Origin of the sequence: Micromonospora noduli, from assembly GCF_003264475.1 — a bacterium.
Lineage (GTDB): Bacteria > Actinomycetota > Actinomycetes > Mycobacteriales > Micromonosporaceae > Micromonospora > Micromonospora noduli.
The window spans coordinates 89636-109399 of record NZ_PYAC01000002.1 but is presented as its reverse complement, the minus strand read 5'-3'; the positions used below and the strand labels follow the sequence as shown (position 1 = coordinate 109399).

The window sequence follows — 19764 nt, the reverse complement described above, 5'->3', positions numbered from 1 at the left end:
GCCGGCAGCCGGACGGCAGGCGGCGGGCAGGCGGCAGGCAGGCGGGCAGGCGGCAGGCAGGCGGGCAGGCGCACGGGCGGGCGGCGGGCGGGCGGGCGGCGGGCGGGCGGCGGGCGCATGGCGGGCGGGCGGCGGCGGGATACCGGTCAGCGAGCCTTTGGAGCTGAATCGTTTGCGGCATCAGCCGTAGATGATCGGTAGGCCGATCCTCGAACGAGCTCGACGGGCGCGGTTACGAGCGCCGTTACGGGCGCGGTCGACCGGCTTGGTCGACGGCGATTCGTTTGTGACATCAGCTCCATAGCGAGACCAACCACCCAGGCTCACCTCCCGCGCCGCCCCACCGCAGAGCCCACCCGGGTGTCGCGCGCGAGCTCAGAAAAAGTCAGTCTTGACTGTTTGTTTCGTAGGCACCAGGCTGTCTCCGTGCCCACCGCATCGACGCGTGTACCTCAGCAGGAACGCAGCCGCGCCACCCAGGCCCGGCTGCTGGAGGCGACCGTCGACTGCCTGATCGAGCACGGCTGGTCCGGCACCACGACCACAGTGGTCGCGGCGCGGGCCGGTGTTTCGCGTGGGGCTCAGCTGCACCACTACCCGACGAAGGCGGCGCTGGTGACGGCCGCCGTGGCCCATCTGGCCGAGCGCCGGGCCGACGAGCTGCGCACCGAGGCCGAGGCGCTGCCGGCTGGCCCGCAGCGGTTGGACCGGGTCGTCGACCTGCTCGCCGTGGCGTTTACCGGGCCGCTGTTCGTGGCCGCGCTTGAGCTCTGGGTCGCCGCTCGCACCGATCGGGAGCTGCGCGACGCCCTGGTGCCGCTGGAGGCGACGGTCGGGCGGGAGATGCACCGGCTCACCGTCGCCCTGCTCGGTGTCGACGAGCGTCGACCCGGTGTCCGCGAAGCGGTGCAGGCCACGCTCGACCTGCTCCGTGGGCTCGGGGTGGCCAACCTCCTCAGCGACGACTCCGCCCGCCGGGCCGCCCTGTTGACCACCTGGAAGCGCCAGCTCGCCACCCTGCTCACGCCCTGACCGCCGGCCGCACCGGCCACCACCGACCGGAGGCACCATGGTCGACCTCAGCGACCTGCTCACGGACCTGGCCGACGAGTCCGCCCAACTGGACGCCCTGGTGGCTCCCCTGCCCGTGGCCGAGTGGGCGAGGCCGACCCCCGCGCCGGGCTGGAGCATCGGGCATCAGATCGCCCACCTCGCCTGGACCGACCACGTCGCGCTGTTGGCCGCGACCGATCCCGAGGCGTTCTACGCAACGGTCACCGTCGCGCCGGACGTGACCCGACTCGTCGACGTCGGTGCCGAGGAATTCCTCGCCCCGCCGGCCGAACTGCTCGCCCGCTGGCGGGCCGGGCGCACAGCGCTCGTCGACGCACTGGCCGCCGTTCCGGCCGGCGGCAAACTGCCCTGGTACGGCACCCGGATGTCGGCCAGCTCGATGGCCACCGCCCGGATGATGGAGACCTGGGCGCACGGCGCGGACGTGGCCGACGCCCTCGACGTGGTCCGACCCGACAGCGACCGACTCCGGCACGTTGCGCACCTGGGCGTGCGTACCCTCGGGCACGGCTTCGCCGCGCACGGCCGGGAGGCACCGACGGCACCGGTCCGGGTCGAGCTGGTCGGGCCCGGCGGGGAGACCTGGAGCTGGGGTCCGGCGGACGCCGCCGACCGCGTCACCGGCCCGGCTCGGGACTTCTGCCTGCTGGTCACCCAGCGCCGACACCGCGCGGACCTCGCTCTGGTCGCCACCGGGCCGGTCGCCGACGAGTGGCTCGACGTGGCGCAGGCCTTCGCCGGGCCGCCGGGTGACGGCCGGCAGCCGGCCGGCGGGATCGGGGTACGGGCATGATCCGCATCGGCAACGCCTCCGGCTTCTACGGCGACCGGTTCACCGCCTGGCGGGAGATGCTCGACGGCGGTGAGCTGGATGTGCTGACCGGCGACTACCTCGCTGAGTTGACCATGCTGATCCTTGCCCGGGATCGCCTGCGCGACCCCGACCTGGGCTACGCGAAGACGTTCCTGCGGCAACTGGAGACCTGCCTCGGCACCGCACTCGACCGAGGGGTGCGGATCGTGACCAACGCCGGCGGGTTGAACCCGGCCGGCCTGGCCGCCGCCATCGAGAAGCTCGCATACCGACTCGGCCTGCCGACGCAGGTCGGGTACGTCGAGGGCGACACGATCCAGCGACCGGACGCGTTGAGCGCGAACGCCTACCTCGGCGCGTTCGGGATCGCCGCCTGCCTCGACGCCGGCGCGCACGTGGTGGTCACCGGCCGGGTCACCGACGCGTCGCTCGTGGTCGGCCCGGCCATCGCCAGGTACGGGTGGGGCCGCGACGACCTCGACGAGCTGGCCGGGGCCACCGTGGCGGGGCACCTCGTCGAGTGCGGTGCGCAGGTCACCGGCGGCAACTTCAGCTTCTTCACCGAGCTGCCCGACGGCGGTCACCGGCCCGGGTTCCCGATCGTCGAGGTGCACCCCGACGGCTCCTCGGTGGTCACCAAGCATCCGGGTACCGGCGGCGCGGTCACTGTGGAGACGGTCACCGCCCAACTGCTCTACGAGATCGGCGGGCCGGCGTACCTCGGGCCGGACGTGGTCACCCGACTGGACACGGTGACGCTGCACCCCGACGGGCCGGACCGGGTCCGGGTCTCCGGTGTGCGGGGCACGCCACCACCGTCCACGCTCAAGGTGGGCGTCAACAACCTCGGCGGCTTCCGCAACTCGATGACGTTCGTCCTCTGCGGGCTGGACATCGTGGCGAAGGCAGCACTCGTCCGGGGGCAGGTCGAGGAGGCGGTGGGCAAGGACGGGCTGGAGTTCACGCTGGCCCGGACCGACCACCCGGACGCCGCCGACACCGAGGCGGCCAGCGCCCTGCTGCACGTACACCTGCGCGACGGCGACAAGGCCCGGGCCGGGCGGGCGTTCTCGGCCGCCGCGGTGGAGTTGGCCCTGGCCTCGTACCCGGGATGCACGCTGACCACAGTGCCCGGTGACGCGACACCGTACGGCGTCTTCACCGCCGACGCGGTGCCGCAGGACGCGGTGGCGCACGTCGCGGTGCTACCCGGCGGCGAGCGGGTGCCGATCGCCCCGCCGATCCGCACCGTCCCCATCTCACAGGACGAGTCGGCCCCGGGTGGCGGCGCGGCGGTCGACGGCCCGACCCGGCGCGGGGCGCTCGGCGAGGTGGTCGGCGCACGCTCCGGGGACAAGGGCGGCGACGCCAACCTCGGTGTCTGGGCGCGGTCCGACGCCGGGTACGCCTGGTTGCGGACCTGGTTGACAGTCGAACGGCTGGCCGAGCTGGTGCCGGAGACCGCGCCGCTGTCGGTGCGGCGCTACGAGTTGTCGAACCTGCGTGCTGTCAACTTCGTGATCGAGGGCCTGCTCGGCGCCGGGGTGGCCGCGTCCACCCGGTTCGACCCGCAGGCCAAGGCGCTCGGCGAGCTGCTGCGCGCCCGGATCGTCGACCTGCCTGCCGACCTACCGACGGGGGCATCCCGATGAGCATCGTGGACACCCCGGAGCGCCGGCAACTACGCGAGCTGACCCGGGCGTTCGTGACCCGGGAGGTGTTGCCGCACCTGGACGACTGGGAGCGGACCGGCGAGGTGCCCCGAGGGCTGCACGCGACCGCCGCGAAGCTCGGCCTGCTCGGCATCGGCTTCCCGGAGTCGGTCGGTGGCAGCGGCGGTGACCTGCTGGACTCGATCATCGTGACCGAGGAGCTGATCCGCTCCGGCGGCTCGTCCGGGCTGGTGGCGGCCCTGTTCACGCACGGGATCGCGTTGCCGCACATGGTCGCGGCGGCCGGTGCCCGCACCGGTGGCTCGCTGGGCGGTCGGCTCGGTGGCGTCTCGTCCCCGGGCGACGACAGCCTGATCGAGCGGTACGTGCGGCCCACGCTGTCCGGCACGATGATCGGCGCGCTGGCCATCACCGAGCCGGACGGCGGTTCGGACGTGGCTGGCATCCGCACGACCGCCCGCCGCGACGGCGACCACTATGTGGTGAACGGGTCGAAGACGTACATCACCAGCGGGCACCGGGCCGACTTCGTGACCACGGCGGTGTGTACGGACTTCCCCGGCAGCGGTGAACTCACCCTGCTGGTCATCGACAAGGGGTCGCCCGGGTTCACAGTGGGACGCCGGTTGGAGAAGCTGGGCTGGCACTGCTCGGACACCGCCGAGCTGTCCTTCGCGGACGTGCGGGTGCCGGTCGCCAACCGGATCGGCGCGGAGAACACCGGCTTCCTGGCGATCATGCAGCACTTCGCGGCGGAACGGCTGTCGCTGGCGACCCAGGCGTACGCGACAGCGCAGCGCTGCGTCGAGTTGGCGGTGCGCTGGTGTCGGGACCGGGAGACCTTCGGGCGCCCGCTGGCCAGCCGGCAGCTGATCCGGCACCGCTTGGCCGAGATGCACACCCGGGCCGAGGCGGCCCGGTCGTACGTGCACGCAGTGGCGGGTCGGGTCGCGGCCGGCGAGCCGGTGGTGACCGAGGTGGCGATGGCGAAGAACGTGGCGGTGGCCGCCTGCGACCACGTCGTCGACCAGGCGTTGCAGCTGCACGGCGGGTTCGGCTACCTGCGCGACGCCGAGGTGGAGCGGCACTACCGCGACGCGCGGATCCTCGGCATCGGCGGCGGCACCACCGAGATCATGAACGAGATCATCGCGAAAGGCATGGGCCTATGACCACCCTGGACAGCGCGGTCGATCCGTCCGCGCCCTCGTACCTGGCGAACCGGGCGGCCTTGCTGGAGCGGTTGACCGAGTTGGACGCCGCGCTGGACCAGGCGCGGGCAGGTGGTGGCGAGAAGTACGTGACCCGGCACCACGCCCGCGGCAAGCTGCTCCCCCGGGAGCGGATCGAGCTGCTGGTGGACGCCGACAGCCCGTTCCTGGAGTTGTCGCCGGTCGCCGCGTACGGCTCGGACTTCCCGGTCGGGGCCAGCGTGGTCACCGGCATCGGGGTGGTCGAGGGCGTGGAGTGCCTGATCGTCGCCAACGACCCGACGGTACGCGGCGGCGCGGTGAACCCGTGGTCGCTGGCGAAGACCCGGCGGGCCGGCGAGATCGCCCTGGCCAACCGGCTGCCCATGGTCAATCTGGTGGAGTCGGCCGGGGCGGACCTGCCCACGCAGGCGGAGATCTTCATTCCCGGTGGTCGGGTGTTCCGTGACCTCACCCGGCTCTCGGCGGCCGGCATCCCCACTGTCAGCGTGGTCTTCGGCAACGCCACGGCCGGTGGCGCGTACGTGCCGGGGATGTCCGACCACGTGATCATGATTCGGGACCGGTCACAGGTCTACCTGGCCGGTCCGCCGCTGGTGAAGATGGCGACCGGCGAGGTCACCGACGACGAGTCGCTGGGTGGCGCGGCGATGCACGCTGGCACGTCCGGGCTCGCCGACTACCTGGCCGCCGACGAGCGGGACGGCATCCGGCTGGCCCGGCAGTGCGTCCGCCGGTTGAACTGGCGCAAGCAGGGCCCGTCGCCGCGTACGGCGGTGCCGCAGCCGCCGAAGTACGACCCGGAGGAGTTGCTCGGCATCACCAGCGCCGACCTGAAGGTGCCGTTCGACCCCCGGGAGGTGCTGGCCCGGATCCTGGACGGCAGCGACTTCGACGAGTTCAAGCCGGCGTACGGGGACGCGCTGGTCACCGGTTGGGGCGAGTTGCACGGATACCCGGTGGGGGTGCTGGCGAACGCCCGAGGGGTGCTGTTCAGCGCGGAGGCGCAGAAGGCGGCCCAGTTCATCCAGCTCGCGAACACCTCGGACACCCCGTTGATCTTCTTGCAGAACACCACCGGCTACATGGTGGGCACCGAGTACGAGCAGCGCGGCATCATCAAGCACGGCGCCCTGATGATCAACGCGGTGTCGAACTCGACGGTGCCGCACCTGACGGTGAACCTGGGCGCCTCCTACGGCGCCGGCAACTACGGCATGTGCGGCCGGGCGTACGAGCCGAGATTCCTGTTCACCTGGCCGAACGCCAAGTCGGCGGTGATGGGCCCGGCTCAGCTCGCGGGGGTGCTGTCGATCGTGGCCCGGCAGGCGGCTGCCGCGCGGGGGCGCGACTACGACGAGGACTCCGACGCGGCGATGCGTTTGATGGTCGAGCAGCAGATCGAGTCGCAGTCCGGCGCGCTCTTCCTCTCCGGCCGGCTCTACGACGACGGGGTGATCGACCCCCGGGACACCCGAACCGTCCTCGGGCTCTGCCTCTCGGCTATCCACAACGGACCGGTGAAGGGCGCCGACGGTTTCGGCGTCTTCCGGATGTAGAGGGGCCACTCATGATCAACAGACTGCTTGTGGCCAACCGGGGCGAGATTGCCCGCCGGGTCTTCGCCACCTGCCGCGCGATGGGCGTGGAGACGGTCGCCGTGCACTCGGACGCGGACGCCGACGCGCCGTTCGTGGCCGAGGCCGACCAGGCCGTACGCCTGCCGGGGAGTTCGCCGGCCGAGACGTACCTGCGGGTCGACCTGATCCTGGACGCGGCCCGGCGCAGCGGCGCGGACGCCGTCCACCCCGGCTACGGGTTCCTCGCCGAGAACGCCGAGTTCGCGGCGGCGGTGACCGACGCCGGTCTGACCTGGGTCGGCCCGCCGGCCAAGGTGATCGCCGCGATGGGCGACAAACTGGCGGCGAAGGCGCTGCTCGCCGAGGCGGGCGTACCGATGCTGCCGAGTTGGACCGACACCGACGAGATCGCGGACTTTCCGGTGCTGGTGAAGGCGTCCGCAGGCGGTGGTGGCCGGGGCATGCGGATCGTCCGGACCGCCGACGAACTGGCCGAGGCCGTCGCCTCCGCGCGCCGCGAGGCGGCCGCCGCGTTCGGCGACGGCACTGTCTTCATCGAGCGGTACGTCGAACGCGGCCGGCACGTCGAGGTGCAGATCTTCGGTGACGCCCACGGTCGAGTGGTGGCCCTCGGTGACCGGGAGTGCTCGATCCAGCGCAGGCACCAGAAGATCGTCGAGGAGGCGCCGGCGGTCGTTCCGGAGCGGGTGCGGACGGCGTTGCACGAGGCGGCGGTGGCCGCCGGACGGGCTGTCGACTATCTGGGCGCGGGCACCGTGGAGTTCCTGCTCGCCCCGGGCGGTGAGTTCTTCTTCCTGGAGATGAACACCCGCCTTCAGGTGGAGCATCCGGTCACCGAGTTGTGCACGGGACTGGACCTGGTGGGGTTGCAACTGCTCGTCGCCGAGGGTGAGCCGCTGCCGGCGGCCCTGCCGGCGAGCACCGGGCACGCGGTCGAGGTACGCCTCTGCGCCGAGGACGCGGCGGCGGGTTGGCGACCGGCCACCGGGACCCTGCACCGGTTCGGCGTCGGCGCGGTGGCGGCCGAGTTCGGTGGGCTGGCCGGGCCGGGTCTGCGGCTCGACTCCGGTGTGGTGGCCGGTTCGGTGGTCGGGGTGCACTACGACTCGATGCTCGCGAAGCTGATCGCCTGGGGTCGTACCCGCGCGGAGGCGACCCGACTGCTGGCCAGCGCGCTGGCCCGGGCCGAGTTGCACGGGGTGACCACCAACCGGGACCTGCTGGTCCGGGTGCTGCGCAGTCCCGCGTTCGCCGCCGTGGAGATCGACACGGGTTTCCTGGACCGGCACCCGGAGGTCTTCGCCCCGCTGCTCCCCGCCGACCGGCTGCCGATCACCGCCCTCGCCGCTGCACTGGCAGCGGCCGCCCAACGGCGGGCGACCGCACCGGTGCTCCCCGGGCTCCCCTCCGGTTGGCGCAACGTGCCCGCCGTTCCCCAGACCACCCGCTTCGTCGGACCGGACGGCGACGAGATCGAGATCCGCTACCGGTTGGACCGGGCCGGTCGGCTCGCCGACTGGTCCAGCACGTCGGCGGCCGAGGAGTCCGCCGAGCGGCCGACGGCACCCACAGTGGCGCTGGTAGAGGCCACCCCGAACCGGGTGGTGCTCGACGTCGACGGGGTTCGGCGCGCGTACCGCGTACACCGGGTGGGGTCGGCTGTCTTCGTGGACGGCCCGGACGGGGCGGCGAGCCTGGCTGAGCTGCCGCGTCTCCCGCTGCCCACCGCGGCGGTGGCGGCCGGGTCGCTGCTCGCGCCGCTGCCCGGCGTGGTGACCCGGGTGCACGTCCAGGTCGGCCAGCGGGTCTCGGCCGGCGATCCGCTGCTCACGCTGGAAGCGATGAAGCTGGAACATCCCGTGCTCGCCCCGATCGACGGCGTGGTCGCCGAGCTGCCGGTGCCGACCGGCGGTCAGGTGCAGACGGGCGCCGTGTTGGCCGTTGTCGACGATAAGGACCCCCGATGACCTTCGACCTCACCCCCGAGCAGGACCAGCTGCGCGACGCCGTGCGGGCGCTCGGCCGCCGGTACGGTCACTCCTACTTCGTCGAGAAGGCGAGGGCCGGTGAACACACCACCGAACTGTGGGCGGAGGCCGGACGGCTCGGCTACCTGGGGGTCAACATCCCCACCGAGTACGGCGGCGGGGGCGGTGGCATCACCGAGCTGGCCATCGTCTGCGAGGAGTTGGCGGCGGCGGGTTGTCCGCTGCTGCTGCTTGTGGTCTCCCCCGCCATCGCGGCGACGGTGCTCAGTCGGCACGGCACCGAGGAACAGCGCAAGCGGCACCTGCCGGGCCTCGCCGACGGCTCCCAGAAGATCGTTTTCGCGATCACCGAGCCCGAGGCCGGTTCCAACTTCCACCGACTCGGCACTGTGGCCCGCCGCGACGGCGACGGCTGGCTGCTGAACGGCCGCAAGTGCTACATCTCCGGAGTCGACGAGGCCGGTCACGTGCTGGTCGTGGCCCGTGTCGCCGTCGATGACGGCCCAGCCGGTTCAGCGGATGCGTCTCCGCAGAAGCTCAAGCCGGCGCTGTTCCTGGTGCCGACCGACGCGGCCGGGCTGACCCGGTCCAAGTTGGACATGGAGATCGTGTCCCCGGAGAACCAGTTCCTGCTCTACCTGGACGACGTGCGGGTGCCCGCCGACGCGCTGCTCGGTGAGTCGCTGGACGCCGGGCTGCCGGCGCTCTTCGCCGGGCTCAACCCGGAGCGGATCACGGTGGCCGCGATGGGCGCCGGCACCGGCCGGTACGCCATCGAGCGGGCCAGTGAGTACACCGCCACCCGCAAGGTCTGGGGTGGTCGGAGCATCGGCTCCCACCAGGGGGTGTCGCACCCGCTGGCACACGCGGCGGTGCAGGTGGAACTGGCCCGCCTCATGATCCAGAAGGCGGCCACCCTGTACGACGCCGGCCGCGACCTGGAGGCCGGGGTGTCCGGCAACATGGCCAAGTACGCGGCCGGGGAGGCCGCCGCGCTCGCCGTGGACACCGCCGTGCAGGTGCTCGGTGGGGCCGGCATGACCACCGAGTACGGGGTGGCGACCCTGCTCGGCGCCGTCCGGGCCGGCCGGATCGCCCCGGTCAGCCGCGAGATGATCCTGAACTTCGTGGCCCAGCACGTCCTCGGCCAGGACAAGTCCTACTGACGCCCGCAAGATCGACTCGGTTTTCTTGAACTCGCGGTGTCCAAGCATCGGTGATGCCCCGACTTCCGGAAAGCCGAGTCGATCACGCACGGGCCGACCCCGGTGGGGCCGTCAGGCTGGGGTACGGCAGGCGGCGTCGATGCGGTGGACCGGGCGGACCCGACGACCCATGCCCTCCAACAGCGAATCCTCGACGTGAAAGTCGTGAATGCGCAGTTGGTGGCGGGGCAGCTCCTCCTCGCTCGGGCAGAGCACCTGGGCGCGGACCAGACCGACCGGGACGTACCGGACGCCACCCCGTTCCTGAAGGATCACCATGTTGACGTCGTCGGTGGTGACCACGTGCCCGCGTACGTCCTCGGTGGGCCCACTCTCCGGGCCCACCGTGGTGACGGTCAGCGGCAACACCGGTGTGGTGATCACCGGCACCGCGGCCCAGATCAGGGTGGCCAGCACCGCCACCTCGGTCACCGACGCCAGCGGCCGGATCACCATGCCCGGCAGCGGCCCCGCGACGAAGAGCGCCAGCAGCGGGGGCACCACGATGAGCGCCAGCACCAGCCACTCGTCGCCCTGCCGCATCGCATCTCGCAAGCCGTACCCGGCGAGCAGCGCGACGATCAGCAGCAGCCGAGGCACCACCCGCTCGTGCAGCCGCGCCGGGCGCAGTTGGAACGCCGCCACGAACGCCGGCAACAGCAACGGCAGATAGAGCAACGGCCAGGTGATCAGGGCGAGCAGGAAGCTGGCCAGCACCACCCAGGCCGGGGTGATGTCGGCCCAGCGGGCGAAGAGCGGGCGGCGGCGGGTGCCCGGCGGAAGTCGATCCGCGCTGACGGCCAGTACCGCGCCGAGCGCGAAGACGGCGACCAGCCCGGTGGAGAGCAGCCGGGCCGCCGTGGTCAGGAAACCGGCGAGCAGGTTGACCGGCCCGACGTTGGCCACCAGCAGCAGCGTGGTCTGGAGCTCCCCGCCGGCCTCCACGCCGAGGCGGAGGACGGAGAAGATCGCCGGTACGCCCACCACTGCCGTCCAGAACGACTGGCTGGCGCGGGCGCGGCGCTCCGCCGGATCCCACCGGACCCGGCCGGGCTCAACCGCGGCGACGACCGGTTCGGCCGGTTCGGCGACCGGCACTCCGGCCGGCCAGGCAACGTCAGCTCCTGCGCCAGCCGCTGGACGATCGACGGCCGGCGGCGCTGCGGCCGTACCGTCGATCGCCGGCCCGGCGTCGCCGCCGGGCACTGACGTCCGGGGCGGCGGGACCGGCCCGTCGCCGCTGGTGGCGGTCGGTGCCGCGCTCACTTCGCGGGCGCCTTGTCGTCGAAGTCGACAAGCTTCGGGACCTCCAGCGGCTGCGGCTGGCGCTTCTCGGCCTTCAGCCAGGGGCCCAGGGTCCGGTTGTACGCGGTCTGCCAAGGGCTGGCATCTCCGTCGCGGCCCTGCTCGTAGCTCTTCTGCAGGAAGAACGCGACCAGGTCGCGCAGCGCGGGATCACCGATCGGCACGCCGATGCCCAGCAACTCGCTGGTGCCGAACGGCATGTCCACGATCTCGAACTCCTTGGGGAAGCTGGCCAGGAAACCGGCAAGGATCGACTCGTCGGAGCTGACCGCGTCGTACCGGCCTTTCCGGATGCCGTCGACGCAGTCGCCGACGTCCTTCACCACGAACGTCTTGACCTGGTGCTTCTCCAACTCGGCCTCCGTGGTGGAGCCGCCGCTGGTGCAGACCTTGTACGCCGGATCGCGCAGATCCTCGATGGTGCGGACCTTGTCCTTGAGTCGAACCGGCACCATCACCTCCTGCGTGGTGACGAAGTACGGCCCGGCGAAGCTGACCAGCTGCTTACGGTCTTCCGTCATGGAGAAGCTGGACACCACCAGGTCGACGGTGCCGCCTTGCAGCGACGGGATGCGGTCCTCGGTGGCGACCGACACGAACTCCAGCCGCTGTTCCCCCTCGTAGCCGAGGGAGGCCGCGACGTACCGGGCGATCTCGACGTCAAACCCGACGTGCTGGCCGTTTCGCAGCTCACCCATCAGCGGCTCGTTGGTGGCGACACCGATCCGCAGCTTGGACTGACCGTAGATGTGCGTCTCGCGCATCTTCTCCTGCACCGACGGCAGCTCCGGTTCCTCCCGGCTGTCGCAACCGGCCGCAGCGGCGAGCACGAGAGTGAGAGCGACCGCCAGCGTCGACGCGATCGAGCGGAGCCGGGACTGCGAACTGCCTGAGTTCATGGGCGACCTCGCTACCGGAAGGGCCTGCGGAACACCGAGAGTAGCCGTTCTTGTCCAATCCGTGTGGACGCGGTGGACCCTGTCGAGTGGACAGCTCGGATCGACGTCGATCGGCGCGGCGGTCGGCTCTGCGGTTGACAGCCGGCCTGGCCGCGACATGCTGGACGGGTGAGCCGATTGTCCAGACCTGATGCGCGCACGGTGGCGGTGCTCGCGGCGCTCGGAGCCCTTGCGCCGCTGGTCATGCTGGTGGTGTGGCGCCGACAGGACCTCCTCGGCGTGGTTCTCGCGCTACTCTGCGTGCTAATGACCATGATCGCCGGGGTTGCCGTCTCCGCCGCTCGGCAGGTCGACGATCCGGAGCCGGCGGACCGGTCGGCAGCCCTCGGGCCGCCCGAGCTGATGCCGTACGGGATCGACGCGGACACCCTCGACGCCCTGGACCCCCGGGACGCGTTGCGTGCGGTGCGTGACCGCCGCCGCGGGTCGAACGGGCTCAGCGGCCGGTGAGCGTGGGCGCGGAGAGCGCGTCCACACCGCGCCCCGCCAGACACCGGTAGGTCCGGTCGATGCTGCCGTCGACCGGAGGTAGCACCTCCAGGTGCCAACCGGTCGCCTCGGCGATCCCGGTGGTCAACCGGAACGTCCTCGCGCTGCACACCTGCCGCACCGGCTCAGCGGCGGCCACCTCGTCGTAGTCCGCGCCGACCAGCGACACCGGCAGGATGCCCTCGGCGTACGTCTCCCAGGTGTGTCGGCCGGCGCAGGACAGTCGAGCCGCCTCGGCGCGGCTGCCGCGGATCCGCATCGGGCCGAAGCACTCCAGCTCGGGCAGGCACCGGGCACCCTCGGGCAGGGCGGTGGGCGCACCGGTGCCGGTCGCACAGCCGGGCAGCGGCCCGGTCGCCGGTGCGGCGATCTGGGTGGCCGACGGGTACGGGGCGGGTGGTGGCGCCCGGTCGGCGACCCAGGCCCCGGCGGTCGCGGAGGCGGCGAGCGCGAGCACCCCGGCGCCGCCGAAGAGCCAGCGCCGCCATCGTCGACCGGCGGGGTCGGTTCGCTGAGTGTCCTCGATGGGCGGTCGGGGCACCGGCTGGCTGGCCGCGTACGGGCCGGAGAGCGTTGCGGCACCGCTGACCGGAGCGCCGCTCACCGGTGTCGCCGGCGAGCCGAGTGGGATATTGGTGAGCAGGTCGTGCAACTCGAGGGCGGAGGGACGCTCGCCCGGATCGTTTGCCATGCCGATGCGCAGCACGTCGATCAGTTCGTCCGGCACCCCGGGCAGGGCGGGGAGCGGCTGGTTGAACATCTCCAGCACGGTGACCAGGCTCGGGTTGCGCTCGGACTGCCAGCGCGGCGGCCGGCCGTGCATCACCGCGTAGAGGGTGGCGCAGAGCGCGTACACGTCGACGGCCGGTGACGGCGGGCTGTGGCTGAACATCTCCGGCGGTGCGTACGCCGGGGTGAGCACCTCCAGCGTGACCGAGGCGTCCCGGTGCTCGGCGAGGACGGCGAGCCCGAAGTCGGCGAGCACCGCCGAGTTGAAATGCGAGTGGAGGATGTTGGCCGGCTTCACGTCCCGGTGCAGCACCCCGGCGGCGTGCGAGTGGGCCAGCGCGTCCGCGATCTTGATGCCGAGGTCGCGGGCCTCCACCGGGCCGAGCGGCGAGGTGCGCATCCGTTCGGCGTACGAGCCGTCGCAGAGCTCCATGATCAGGTAGGGGTGCTGATCGACGGTGACCCCGACGTCGAAAAGGTCCACCACGTGCGGGTGGGACGACATCCGGCCCGCCGCCCGCGCCTCGCGCAGGAAGCGGGCCTGATCGCGCTCGCTGTCCAGCGTCCGGTTCTCCACCTTGACGGCGACCTCGCGACCCACGGAGATCTGGGTGGCCTGGTAGACGGTCGCGTACCCGCCCCGGGCAAAGACCCGCAAATCAGTCAGGCCGGGCACGATCGGCACTGGCAGGCCGCCGGTCGGGGTGTCGGTCACCGCTCGAAAATACCCAACCCGACCGATGGCTCAGCGCACCGCGTCCGCCGGAGCCGCACCGGCGGGACCGGTACCCTCCTCGGCGACCGCAGTCGTCCCGGCACCCTCGGACGATCCGACCCCGCCGGCCGGGATGCCCCGCCGGGCGTCCAGACGCAGACCGATGGCGGTGGCCACGGCGCCCAGCCCTTCCCACGCCGCCACACCGAAGAACCGGTCGGGAGCGATGTCGGCCAGCACCGCGATGGTGAACACGGTGAACGTGACCAGCCGGAAGACCACTGTGAACCGGTAGAACACCCGCCACTCGGTCACCGTGGCGAGCAGGTAGTAGACGCCCATGTTGAAGGCCGCCATCGAGGACGCCAGCAGGAACGTCCCGGTGTGGTCACCGACGGACCGCGTCGCCGGCACCTCGAACCCGAGCATGCGCAGCTGCGCCTCCGGCCAGAGCAGCCCAACCGCGCCCATCACCAGCGCCAACACGCCGAAGACCGCGATGGTCCAGCCCGCGATGGATCGCGGCAGCTTCATGAACGGCCTCCCCAGGCACGGCGACGGTCCCCAATGTGGACCCGTACGCGGTGGTGACACGCTAGCCGCTCCCCGAGACCACCACATCCCCAGAACCGGCAGAACCTGCACCCCCACCCCCAGGGTCGCGTTGATCAAGAGCTTTCGGTCACCGGTAGCCCGGATCCTGACGCGAACCTCTTGATCAACAGGGGTGGGTGAGGGCATCGACAGGGGTGGGTGTGGGCGGGGTTAGACCAGGGCGGTCAGGCGGGTGTGCAGGGCGTCGGCTGCGGCTCGTTCGCTGCGCTGCTCGGTGGCGTACGCCAGGCGGACCGCCTCCTGCGCGCAGGACACCGCCTCCGCCGGGCGACCGCAGGCGGCCAACGCCTCGGCCAGCACACTCGCCGCGATCACCTGGCTGCGCACGTCCTCGGCCGGTGCGGTGACCGCACGACGTGCCCAGTCCAACGCCTGCTCCCGCTGCCCGTGCGCGAGCAGCGCCGCAGCGTACTGAGCCATCGTCTGGCGGCGGGAGAAGAGCAGCGAGGGTGCGTTCGCGGCGGCCGTGGCCACCGGGGCGAGCAGCCCGACCGCTGTCGCCGAGTCGCCGGCGGCGAGACGGGCCGTCGCCAGCAGCACCCGGGGCGCCACCTGCGCCGGAGCCTGCGGGTTGTGCGGCTCCACGGCGGTCAGCACCGCGCGGGCCACCCGCTCGGCCGTCTCGCAGTCGCCCATGTCCAACGCGACGAAGCCGCGCAGTGTGCCGGCCATCCCGGTGAGCAGCGGATGCGAGGTGCGCTCCGCGTACGCCAGGGCGTCGGTGAGCAGGTCGGCGGCGTGCTCCGGCTCGCCCAGGCCGCGCGCCACCACCGCCCGGACCACCAGGGCGAACCCGCGCCCCCAGTCGTCGGACGCGGCGGCGAACTCCCGGTACGCCCGCCGGGCCTCCCGGTCCGCCTCGGCCAGGTCACCCAGCTCGGCCGTGGCGAACGCCGCCACCGCGCGCAACGTGCCCACCGCCCACGCCTCACCGACCCGCTCGCCGAACGGCAGGAACACCTGCGCCATCCGACACGCCTCGCGCAGTCGGCCGGCGAGCAGCCGGGCGAACGCCGTGGTGCCGCGCAGCCAGGCCCGCCCGTACGGGTCCTTCAGCTCGGCGAAGAGTCTGGCGGCCCGGCCGAGCACCGCGTCGGTCCCGGCGAAGTCACCCCGGGTGGTGGTCACCCAGGCCAGGTTCTGTAGGGACCACGCCTGCCCGCGTCGGTCCTGCGCACCGAGGCTGACCTGGTACGCGGCCGCCAACCGGCTGCTCGCCTGACTTAGCCGCCCGGCCACGAAGTCGGCCATGCCGAGCCGGCGCATCGCCGTGGCGCGCTGCGTGGGCAGCCGACCCTCGGTGGCGACCTGCAAGGCCTCCTGCCATGCGGTCACCGCCCGGCCCTGATCGCCGAGGGTCTCCTGGGCCTGCCCCGCCAACAGCAGGGCGCTGACCCGTGTGGCCTCGTCCCCCGCGTTCGCGGCGATCTTCTCGGCGTACGCCAACGCGTCGGTGACCCGGCCGATCTGGAGCAACGCCCGCGCGTGCACCACCCGATCGGCTGCCGGCACCCCGTCACGGGCCAGTTCGGTGGCGCGCTCGGCGTACTCGACCGCCATCGCCGGCTCACCGGCGGAGAGCGACCGGCGGGCGGCCCGGCCGAGCGCGGCGACGCCGAGCGGAACCACCGCCCGGGCCGGCGCGTCGGGGCGCAGCTTCACCGCGTCGGCGAGCGTGGCGGCCCGCTCGACGTGCGTCGCCACGAAGTCGTCCCGGGCCTCGTCGGTGAACCCGCCCACCATGCTGGCCGTGGTCTCGTCCGTCGGCGCCGCCCAGCGGGCCAGCGCCGCGTGCCGCTCAGCCAACTCGGCCTTGCTCACCCCTGCGTACGCGGCCTCCCGCATTAGCGGTGTGGCGAACGAGTAGCCGGCACGCGAGCGGTGCAGCATGCGGCGTTGCAGCAACTCCTCGACCGCCCGGTCGAGCTCGACGGCGACCACTGCCGACGGCCGACCGTCGCGACCGCCGCGTTGCTCCCGCATCGCCTCCAGAGCGCCGGTCGGCACCGTGTCACCGGTGACCGCGGCGTCGCGCAGCACCGACCGGGCGTCCGGCGGCAACGCGTCGATCCGCGCTGCGAGCACGGCGGCGAGGTCCCGGGAGAGCAGCCGGCTGCCCAGCGAGCCCGGTACCAGCCGCCAGCCGGTCGACCCGCTCTGCTCCCGCTCGCCGGAGGCGGACCGATCCCCCGCGGCACCCCGCGTCGAGGCGGCGCCGCGCACTGATTCGGTGGTGAGCGCACCCCGTTCGATAAGCAGGGTGACCAGCTCAGCCAGGTAGAACGGGTTGCCCTGCGCGGTGGCGAGCAACCGGTCGGTGTCGGCCTGCGGCAGCTTGCCGCCGCCGAGGTAGGTCGTGAGCAGCCGGGCCGCGTCGGCACCGCGCAGCGGCGGCAGCGAGTGCACCTCGGCGTCCGCGACCCGGGTCAGCGCGCCAGCGGTACGCACCAGCTCGGGGCGGCCGAGCAGCAGCACCAGCACCGGGCCGGTGAGCCTGGACAGGGTCAACCCGAGGGCACTGATCGTCTCGGCGGTGGCGTCGTGCAGGTCGTCCACCACGATCACCAGCGGCGCCTCCGAGGCGAGCCCACTGAGCAGGTCGGCGACCGCGTTCGGCACCACCTCGGCGTCCGCTGCCGGAGTGCCCGATCCGCCCCACTCGCCGCTGTCGCTGCCACCGTGGGCCGGGAGTTCGGCGTAGCCGAGCAGGGCCAGCAGCTGTTCCGTGGCGATCGGCGGCGTCTCCGCACCGGAGCGGGCGAGCCGCTGCCCGAGCCGGCGCAGCCGCTCCTCAACCGCCGGGCGGGTCAGCGCTGTGGACGCGTCGCTGGGCAGACCGACGGCGGCCCGCACCAGATCGGCCAGGGGTGCGAGGCGTCGCCGCTCCCCGAACGCCGCACAGCGCACCGAGAGCACCCGGGCCCCGGTGTGTGCCGCGTACCGACCAGCACCGACGTCGTACCCGGCGGCGAGGCGCTCCACCTCGGCGGCGAACCGGGACTTGCCGATGCCCGCCTCGGCGGTCATCAGCAGCACCCGTGGGTCGCCCTGGTCGATCACCTCGGCGAGCCGGCCCGCGACCCGACCGATCTCCGTCTCCCGGCCGACGTACGGCGCCTCGTCGCCGAGCCCCGAGCGGGTGCCCGGCGCGTCCAGCAGACCCAGCAGCTCGTACGCCTCGACCGGCTCACGCTTGCCCTTGAGCCGCAGTGGGCGCAGCGCCCGCCAGGAGGAGACGTGCCTGGTGGCCGCGGCGGTACGTCCACCGGCGTAGACGGCCCCGACGGCGGCGGCGTCGGCGAGCCGGGCCGCGGTGTTCACAGTGTCGCCGATGACCGTGTATTCAATCGCGGCCTGGATGCCCGCGATGACGTCGCCGGTGTTCAGCCCGACCCGCAGCCCGAGCGGCGCGCCGCCGCCCCGCTCGTCGTCGAGCACCCGGCGGACGGCCCGTTGCATGGACAGGGCGGCCCGGACGGCACGTTCGGCGTCGTCCTCGTGCGCCACCGGGGCGCCGAAGACCGCCATGATGCCGTCACCGGTCAGCTTGTCGACGTGCCCGCCGAACGTCTTCACCGCACCGGCGAGGGCGGCGAGCACCCGGTCGGTGACCGCACCGACGCGTTCCGGGTCGAGATCCTCCGACCAGGAGGTGAACTCGGAGAGGTCACCGAAGAGCACGGTGACCACCCGGCGCTCGGCCGCCGGCAACGTGGCGGCGGCCGGCAGCGCGGCGCCACAGTTGTGGCAGAACCGCGCGCCGGGAACGGCAACGGTTCCACACACGGGGCAGGTCACATGTGCTCCAACCCACTGACCCCGGGCGCGGATTCCCCGGTGTCGACGCCCAGGTACTCCAGCTGGGCCCGGACCGACCATTCGGCCGCCCACCAGAGTGAGCGGTCCACGTCCGCGTAGACCGTCGCCACCACGTCGGCGGGGGTGTGGGCGCCGGCGGCGACCGCCGCCCGGACCTGGTCGAGCCGGGCCCGGCGGTGGGCGAGGTAGAAGTCGGCGGCGGCGGCGCAGTCGGCCAGTGCCGGGCCGTGTCCAGGCAGCGCCGGAATCCCCCGGTACGCGGACAGCAGCTCCAGGCTGCTCAGGTAGTCACCGAGGTGCCCGTCGGGGTGGGCGACCACGGTGGTGCCCCGGCCGAGGATGGTGTCACCGGTGAGCACCACCCGCTCGTCGCCGTGCTCGACCAGGAAACAGACCGAGTCGGCGGTGTGGCCTGGCGTCTGCAACAGGCTGATGTGCAGACCGAAGCCGCCCAAGTGCTCGCCCGGTTCGGTCAGCGGCTCGCCGCCGATGGTGTGCGCCGGGTCGACGGCGAGCACGTGCACGCCGCCGAGCAGCTCACTCAGCCGGGCCGCGCCCTCAGTGTGGTCGGGGTGGCCGTGCGTGATCAGAATCAGCCCGACCGGGCCGTGCTCGGTGATCCGGGTCAGGTGCCCCTCGTCCGCCGGCCCCGGGTCGACCACGATGCCCGACTCGGCCGCTGGCGCGCGCAGCACCCAGGTGTTGGTGCCGTCGAGGGTCATCGGCCCCGGGTTCGGCGCACGCAGCAGTGAAACCCAGCGGGGCAACTCGTCGGCAAGCGCCGCCACCGCCCCCGTCACGTGCCCGCTCATGGCTGCGATCGTACGACCCCGCTCGCCACACCCCACGATCCTGCACTTGCGGCCCCTGATTCATCCCGGTTCAGGGCTTTCGTCCGAGCAGGAAGTGCAAGATCGCGGGGCGATGGGACGCGTCAGGCGACCTCGACGATCAGCTCGACCTCCACCGGGGCGTCCAGGGGCAACTCGGCCACACCCACCGCGCTGCGCGCGTGCCGGCCAGCCTCCCCGAAGACGGTGCCGAAGAGATCCGAGGCACCGTTGATCACGGCGGGCTGACCGGTGAAGCCGGGCGCGGAGGCCACGAACCCGGTCACCTTGACCACCTTCACCACGTTCTCCAAGCCGACCAGCGAGTCGACGGCGGCCAGCGCGTTGAGCCCGCACCGCTGGGCCAGATCCTTCGCCTGCTCGGCGGAGATCCCGGCGCCGACCTTGCCGGTAGCCAGCAACTTGCCCTCGGCCATCGGCAACTGGCCGGAAACGTACACGTGCTGCCCGGACTGCACGGCCGGGACGTAACTGGCCACCGGCGGCACGACCTCGGGCAGTTCGAGACCCAGCTCGGCGAGCTTCGCGTGCGGACCGTTGCTCACGCCTTGGGCCGCTTCAGGTAGGCGACCAGCTGGTCCGGATTCGGGCCCGGGACCACGGCGACGAGCTCCCACCCGTCCTCGCCCCAGTTGTCGAGGATCTGCTTGGTCGCGTGGACCAGCAGCGGGACCGTGGAGTATTCCCACTTCTGCATCGCTGAAGGGCTCCCTCTC

Annotated in this window: 16 protein-coding genes; 8 read left to right on the top strand and 8 right to left on the bottom strand. The window is 72.6% G+C overall.

Features of this window, described 5'->3' with window-relative positions; genetic code table 11:
• Window positions 1–426: 426 nt before the first annotated feature.
• From MED15_RS06065 to MED15_RS06035, 7 genes are read left to right on the top strand one after another with little or no spacing between them, the layout of a single operon-like run.
• Window positions 427–1032 (top strand): TetR/AcrR family transcriptional regulator, encoded by a 606-nt coding sequence (locus MED15_RS06065; protein ID WP_091403316.1) that lies wholly within the window; start codon window positions 427–429, stop codon window positions 1030–1032.
• Window positions 1033–1069: 37 nt separating this feature from the next.
• Window positions 1070–1867, top strand: a complete 798-nt coding sequence (locus MED15_RS06060) for a TIGR03084 family metal-binding protein (RefSeq protein ID WP_112734985.1) — start codon at window positions 1070–1072, stop codon at window positions 1865–1867.
• Window positions 1864–3540 (top strand): acyclic terpene utilization AtuA family protein, encoded by a 1677-nt coding sequence (locus MED15_RS06055; RefSeq protein ID WP_112734984.1) that lies wholly within the window; start codon window positions 1864–1866, stop codon window positions 3538–3540. Before MED15_RS06060 ends, MED15_RS06055 begins: the two co-directional genes overlap by 4 nt.
• Window positions 3537–4733, top strand: coding sequence for an acyl-CoA dehydrogenase family protein (locus MED15_RS06050; RefSeq protein WP_112734983.1), 1197 nt, complete (start codon window positions 3537–3539; stop codon window positions 4731–4733). Before MED15_RS06055 ends, MED15_RS06050 begins: the two co-directional genes overlap by 4 nt.
• Window positions 4730–6331: an acyl-CoA carboxylase subunit beta gene (locus MED15_RS06045; RefSeq protein ID WP_112699837.1), complete on the top strand. Its 1602-nt coding sequence runs from the start codon at window positions 4730–4732 to the stop codon at window positions 6329–6331. Before MED15_RS06050 ends, MED15_RS06045 begins: the two co-directional genes overlap by 4 nt.
• Window positions 6332–6342: 11 nt before the next feature.
• Window positions 6343–8340 (top strand): ATP-binding protein, encoded by a 1998-nt coding sequence (locus MED15_RS06040; RefSeq protein WP_112604851.1) that lies wholly within the window; start codon window positions 6343–6345, stop codon window positions 8338–8340.
• The gene (locus MED15_RS06035; protein WP_112588533.1) at window positions 8337–9527 is read left to right on the top strand and encodes an acyl-CoA dehydrogenase family protein; all 1191 of its coding nucleotides are present in this window, start codon (window positions 8337–8339) and stop codon (window positions 9525–9527) included. The genes MED15_RS06040 and MED15_RS06035 overlap by 4 nt, the downstream gene beginning before the upstream one ends.
• 111 nt (window positions 9528–9638) lie before the next feature.
• Here MED15_RS06035 and MED15_RS06030 read toward each other — a convergent pair whose 3' ends face one another.
• Together MED15_RS06030 and MED15_RS06025 are read right to left on the bottom strand one after the other, a co-directional pair.
• A complete protein-coding gene (locus tag MED15_RS06030) occupies window positions 9639–10832 on the bottom strand; it encodes a hypothetical protein (protein WP_112734982.1) in 1194 nt (397 codons plus the stop codon).
• Window positions 10829–11770, bottom strand: coding sequence for a transporter substrate-binding domain-containing protein (locus tag MED15_RS06025; protein WP_112588537.1), 942 nt, complete (start codon window positions 11768–11770; stop codon window positions 10829–10831). Before MED15_RS06025 ends, MED15_RS06030 begins: the two co-directional genes overlap by 4 nt.
• 168 nt (window positions 11771–11938) lie before the next feature.
• Here MED15_RS06025 and MED15_RS06020 point away from each other — a divergent pair, with 168 nt between their 5' ends.
• Window positions 11939–12280: a hypothetical protein gene (locus MED15_RS06020; RefSeq protein WP_146758878.1), complete on the top strand. Its 342-nt coding sequence runs from the start codon at window positions 11939–11941 to the stop codon at window positions 12278–12280.
• Here MED15_RS06020 and MED15_RS06015 read toward each other — a convergent pair.
• The 6 genes from MED15_RS06015 to sp36 all read right to left on the bottom strand — a co-directional run bounded on the left by MED15_RS06015 (window position 12267) and on the right by sp36 (window position 19745).
• A complete protein-coding gene (locus MED15_RS06015; protein WP_112734981.1) occupies window positions 12267–13763 on the bottom strand; it encodes a serine/threonine-protein kinase in 1497 nt (498 codons plus the stop codon). The genes MED15_RS06020 and MED15_RS06015 overlap by 14 nt on opposite strands.
• A 30-nt stretch (window positions 13764–13793) precedes the next feature.
• A complete protein-coding gene (locus MED15_RS06010; RefSeq protein ID WP_112588543.1) occupies window positions 13794–14297 on the bottom strand; it encodes a hypothetical protein in 504 nt (167 codons plus the stop codon).
• Between the two features lie 231 nt (window positions 14298–14528).
• On the bottom strand, window positions 14529–18176 hold the full coding sequence (locus MED15_RS06005) for an adenylate/guanylate cyclase domain-containing protein (protein ID WP_112726031.1): 3648 nt from the start codon (window positions 18174–18176) through the stop codon (window positions 14529–14531).
• The gene (locus MED15_RS06000) at window positions 18173–19009 is read right to left on the bottom strand and encodes an MBL fold metallo-hydrolase (RefSeq protein WP_112726032.1); all 837 of its coding nucleotides are present in this window, start codon (window positions 19007–19009) and stop codon (window positions 18173–18175) included. Before MED15_RS06000 ends, MED15_RS06005 begins: the two co-directional genes overlap by 4 nt.
• A 122-nt stretch (window positions 19010–19131) precedes the next feature.
• On the bottom strand, window positions 19132–19593 hold the full coding sequence (locus MED15_RS05995; protein WP_112726033.1) for a RidA family protein: 462 nt from the start codon (window positions 19591–19593) through the stop codon (window positions 19132–19134).
• Window positions 19590–19745 (bottom strand): Sp36 family protein, encoded by a 156-nt coding sequence (sp36, locus tag MED15_RS33395; protein WP_007466198.1) that lies wholly within the window; start codon window positions 19743–19745, stop codon window positions 19590–19592. The genes MED15_RS05995 and sp36 overlap by 4 nt, the downstream gene beginning before the upstream one ends.
• Window positions 19746–19764 lie beyond the last annotated feature (19 nt).

Excerpts from the sequence above, each read along its gene's own strand:
- MED15_RS06060 (WP_112734985.1), top strand. The coding sequence starts at position 1,070 with ATGGTCGACCTCAGCGACCTGCTCACGGACCTGGCCGACGAGTCCGCC.
- MED15_RS06055 (WP_112734984.1), top strand. The coding sequence starts at position 1,864 with ATGATCCGCATCGGCAACGCCTCCGGCTTCTACGGCGACCGGTTCACC.
- MED15_RS06050 (WP_112734983.1), top strand. The coding sequence starts at position 3,537 with ATGAGCATCGTGGACACCCCGGAGCGCCGGCAACTACGCGAGCTGACC.
- MED15_RS06045 (WP_112699837.1), top strand. The coding sequence starts at position 4,730 with ATGACCACCCTGGACAGCGCGGTCGATCCGTCCGCGCCCTCGTACCTG.
- MED15_RS06040 (WP_112604851.1), top strand. The coding sequence starts at position 6,343 with ATGATCAACAGACTGCTTGTGGCCAACCGGGGCGAGATTGCCCGCCGG.
- MED15_RS06035 (WP_112588533.1), top strand. The coding sequence starts at position 8,337 with ATGACCTTCGACCTCACCCCCGAGCAGGACCAGCTGCGCGACGCCGTG.
- MED15_RS06025 (WP_112588537.1), bottom strand. The coding sequence starts at position 11,770 with ATGAACTCAGGCAGTTCGCAGTCCCGGCTCCGCTCGATCGCGTCGACG.
- MED15_RS06010 (WP_112588543.1), bottom strand. The coding sequence starts at position 14,297 with ATGAAGCTGCCGCGATCCATCGCGGGCTGGACCATCGCGGTCTTCGGC.
- MED15_RS06000 (WP_112726032.1), bottom strand. The coding sequence starts at position 19,009 with ATGAGCGGGCACGTGACGGGGGCGGTGGCGGCGCTTGCCGACGAGTTG.
- sp36 (WP_007466198.1), bottom strand. The coding sequence starts at position 19,745 with ATGCAGAAGTGGGAATACTCCACGGTCCCGCTGCTGGTCCACGCGACC.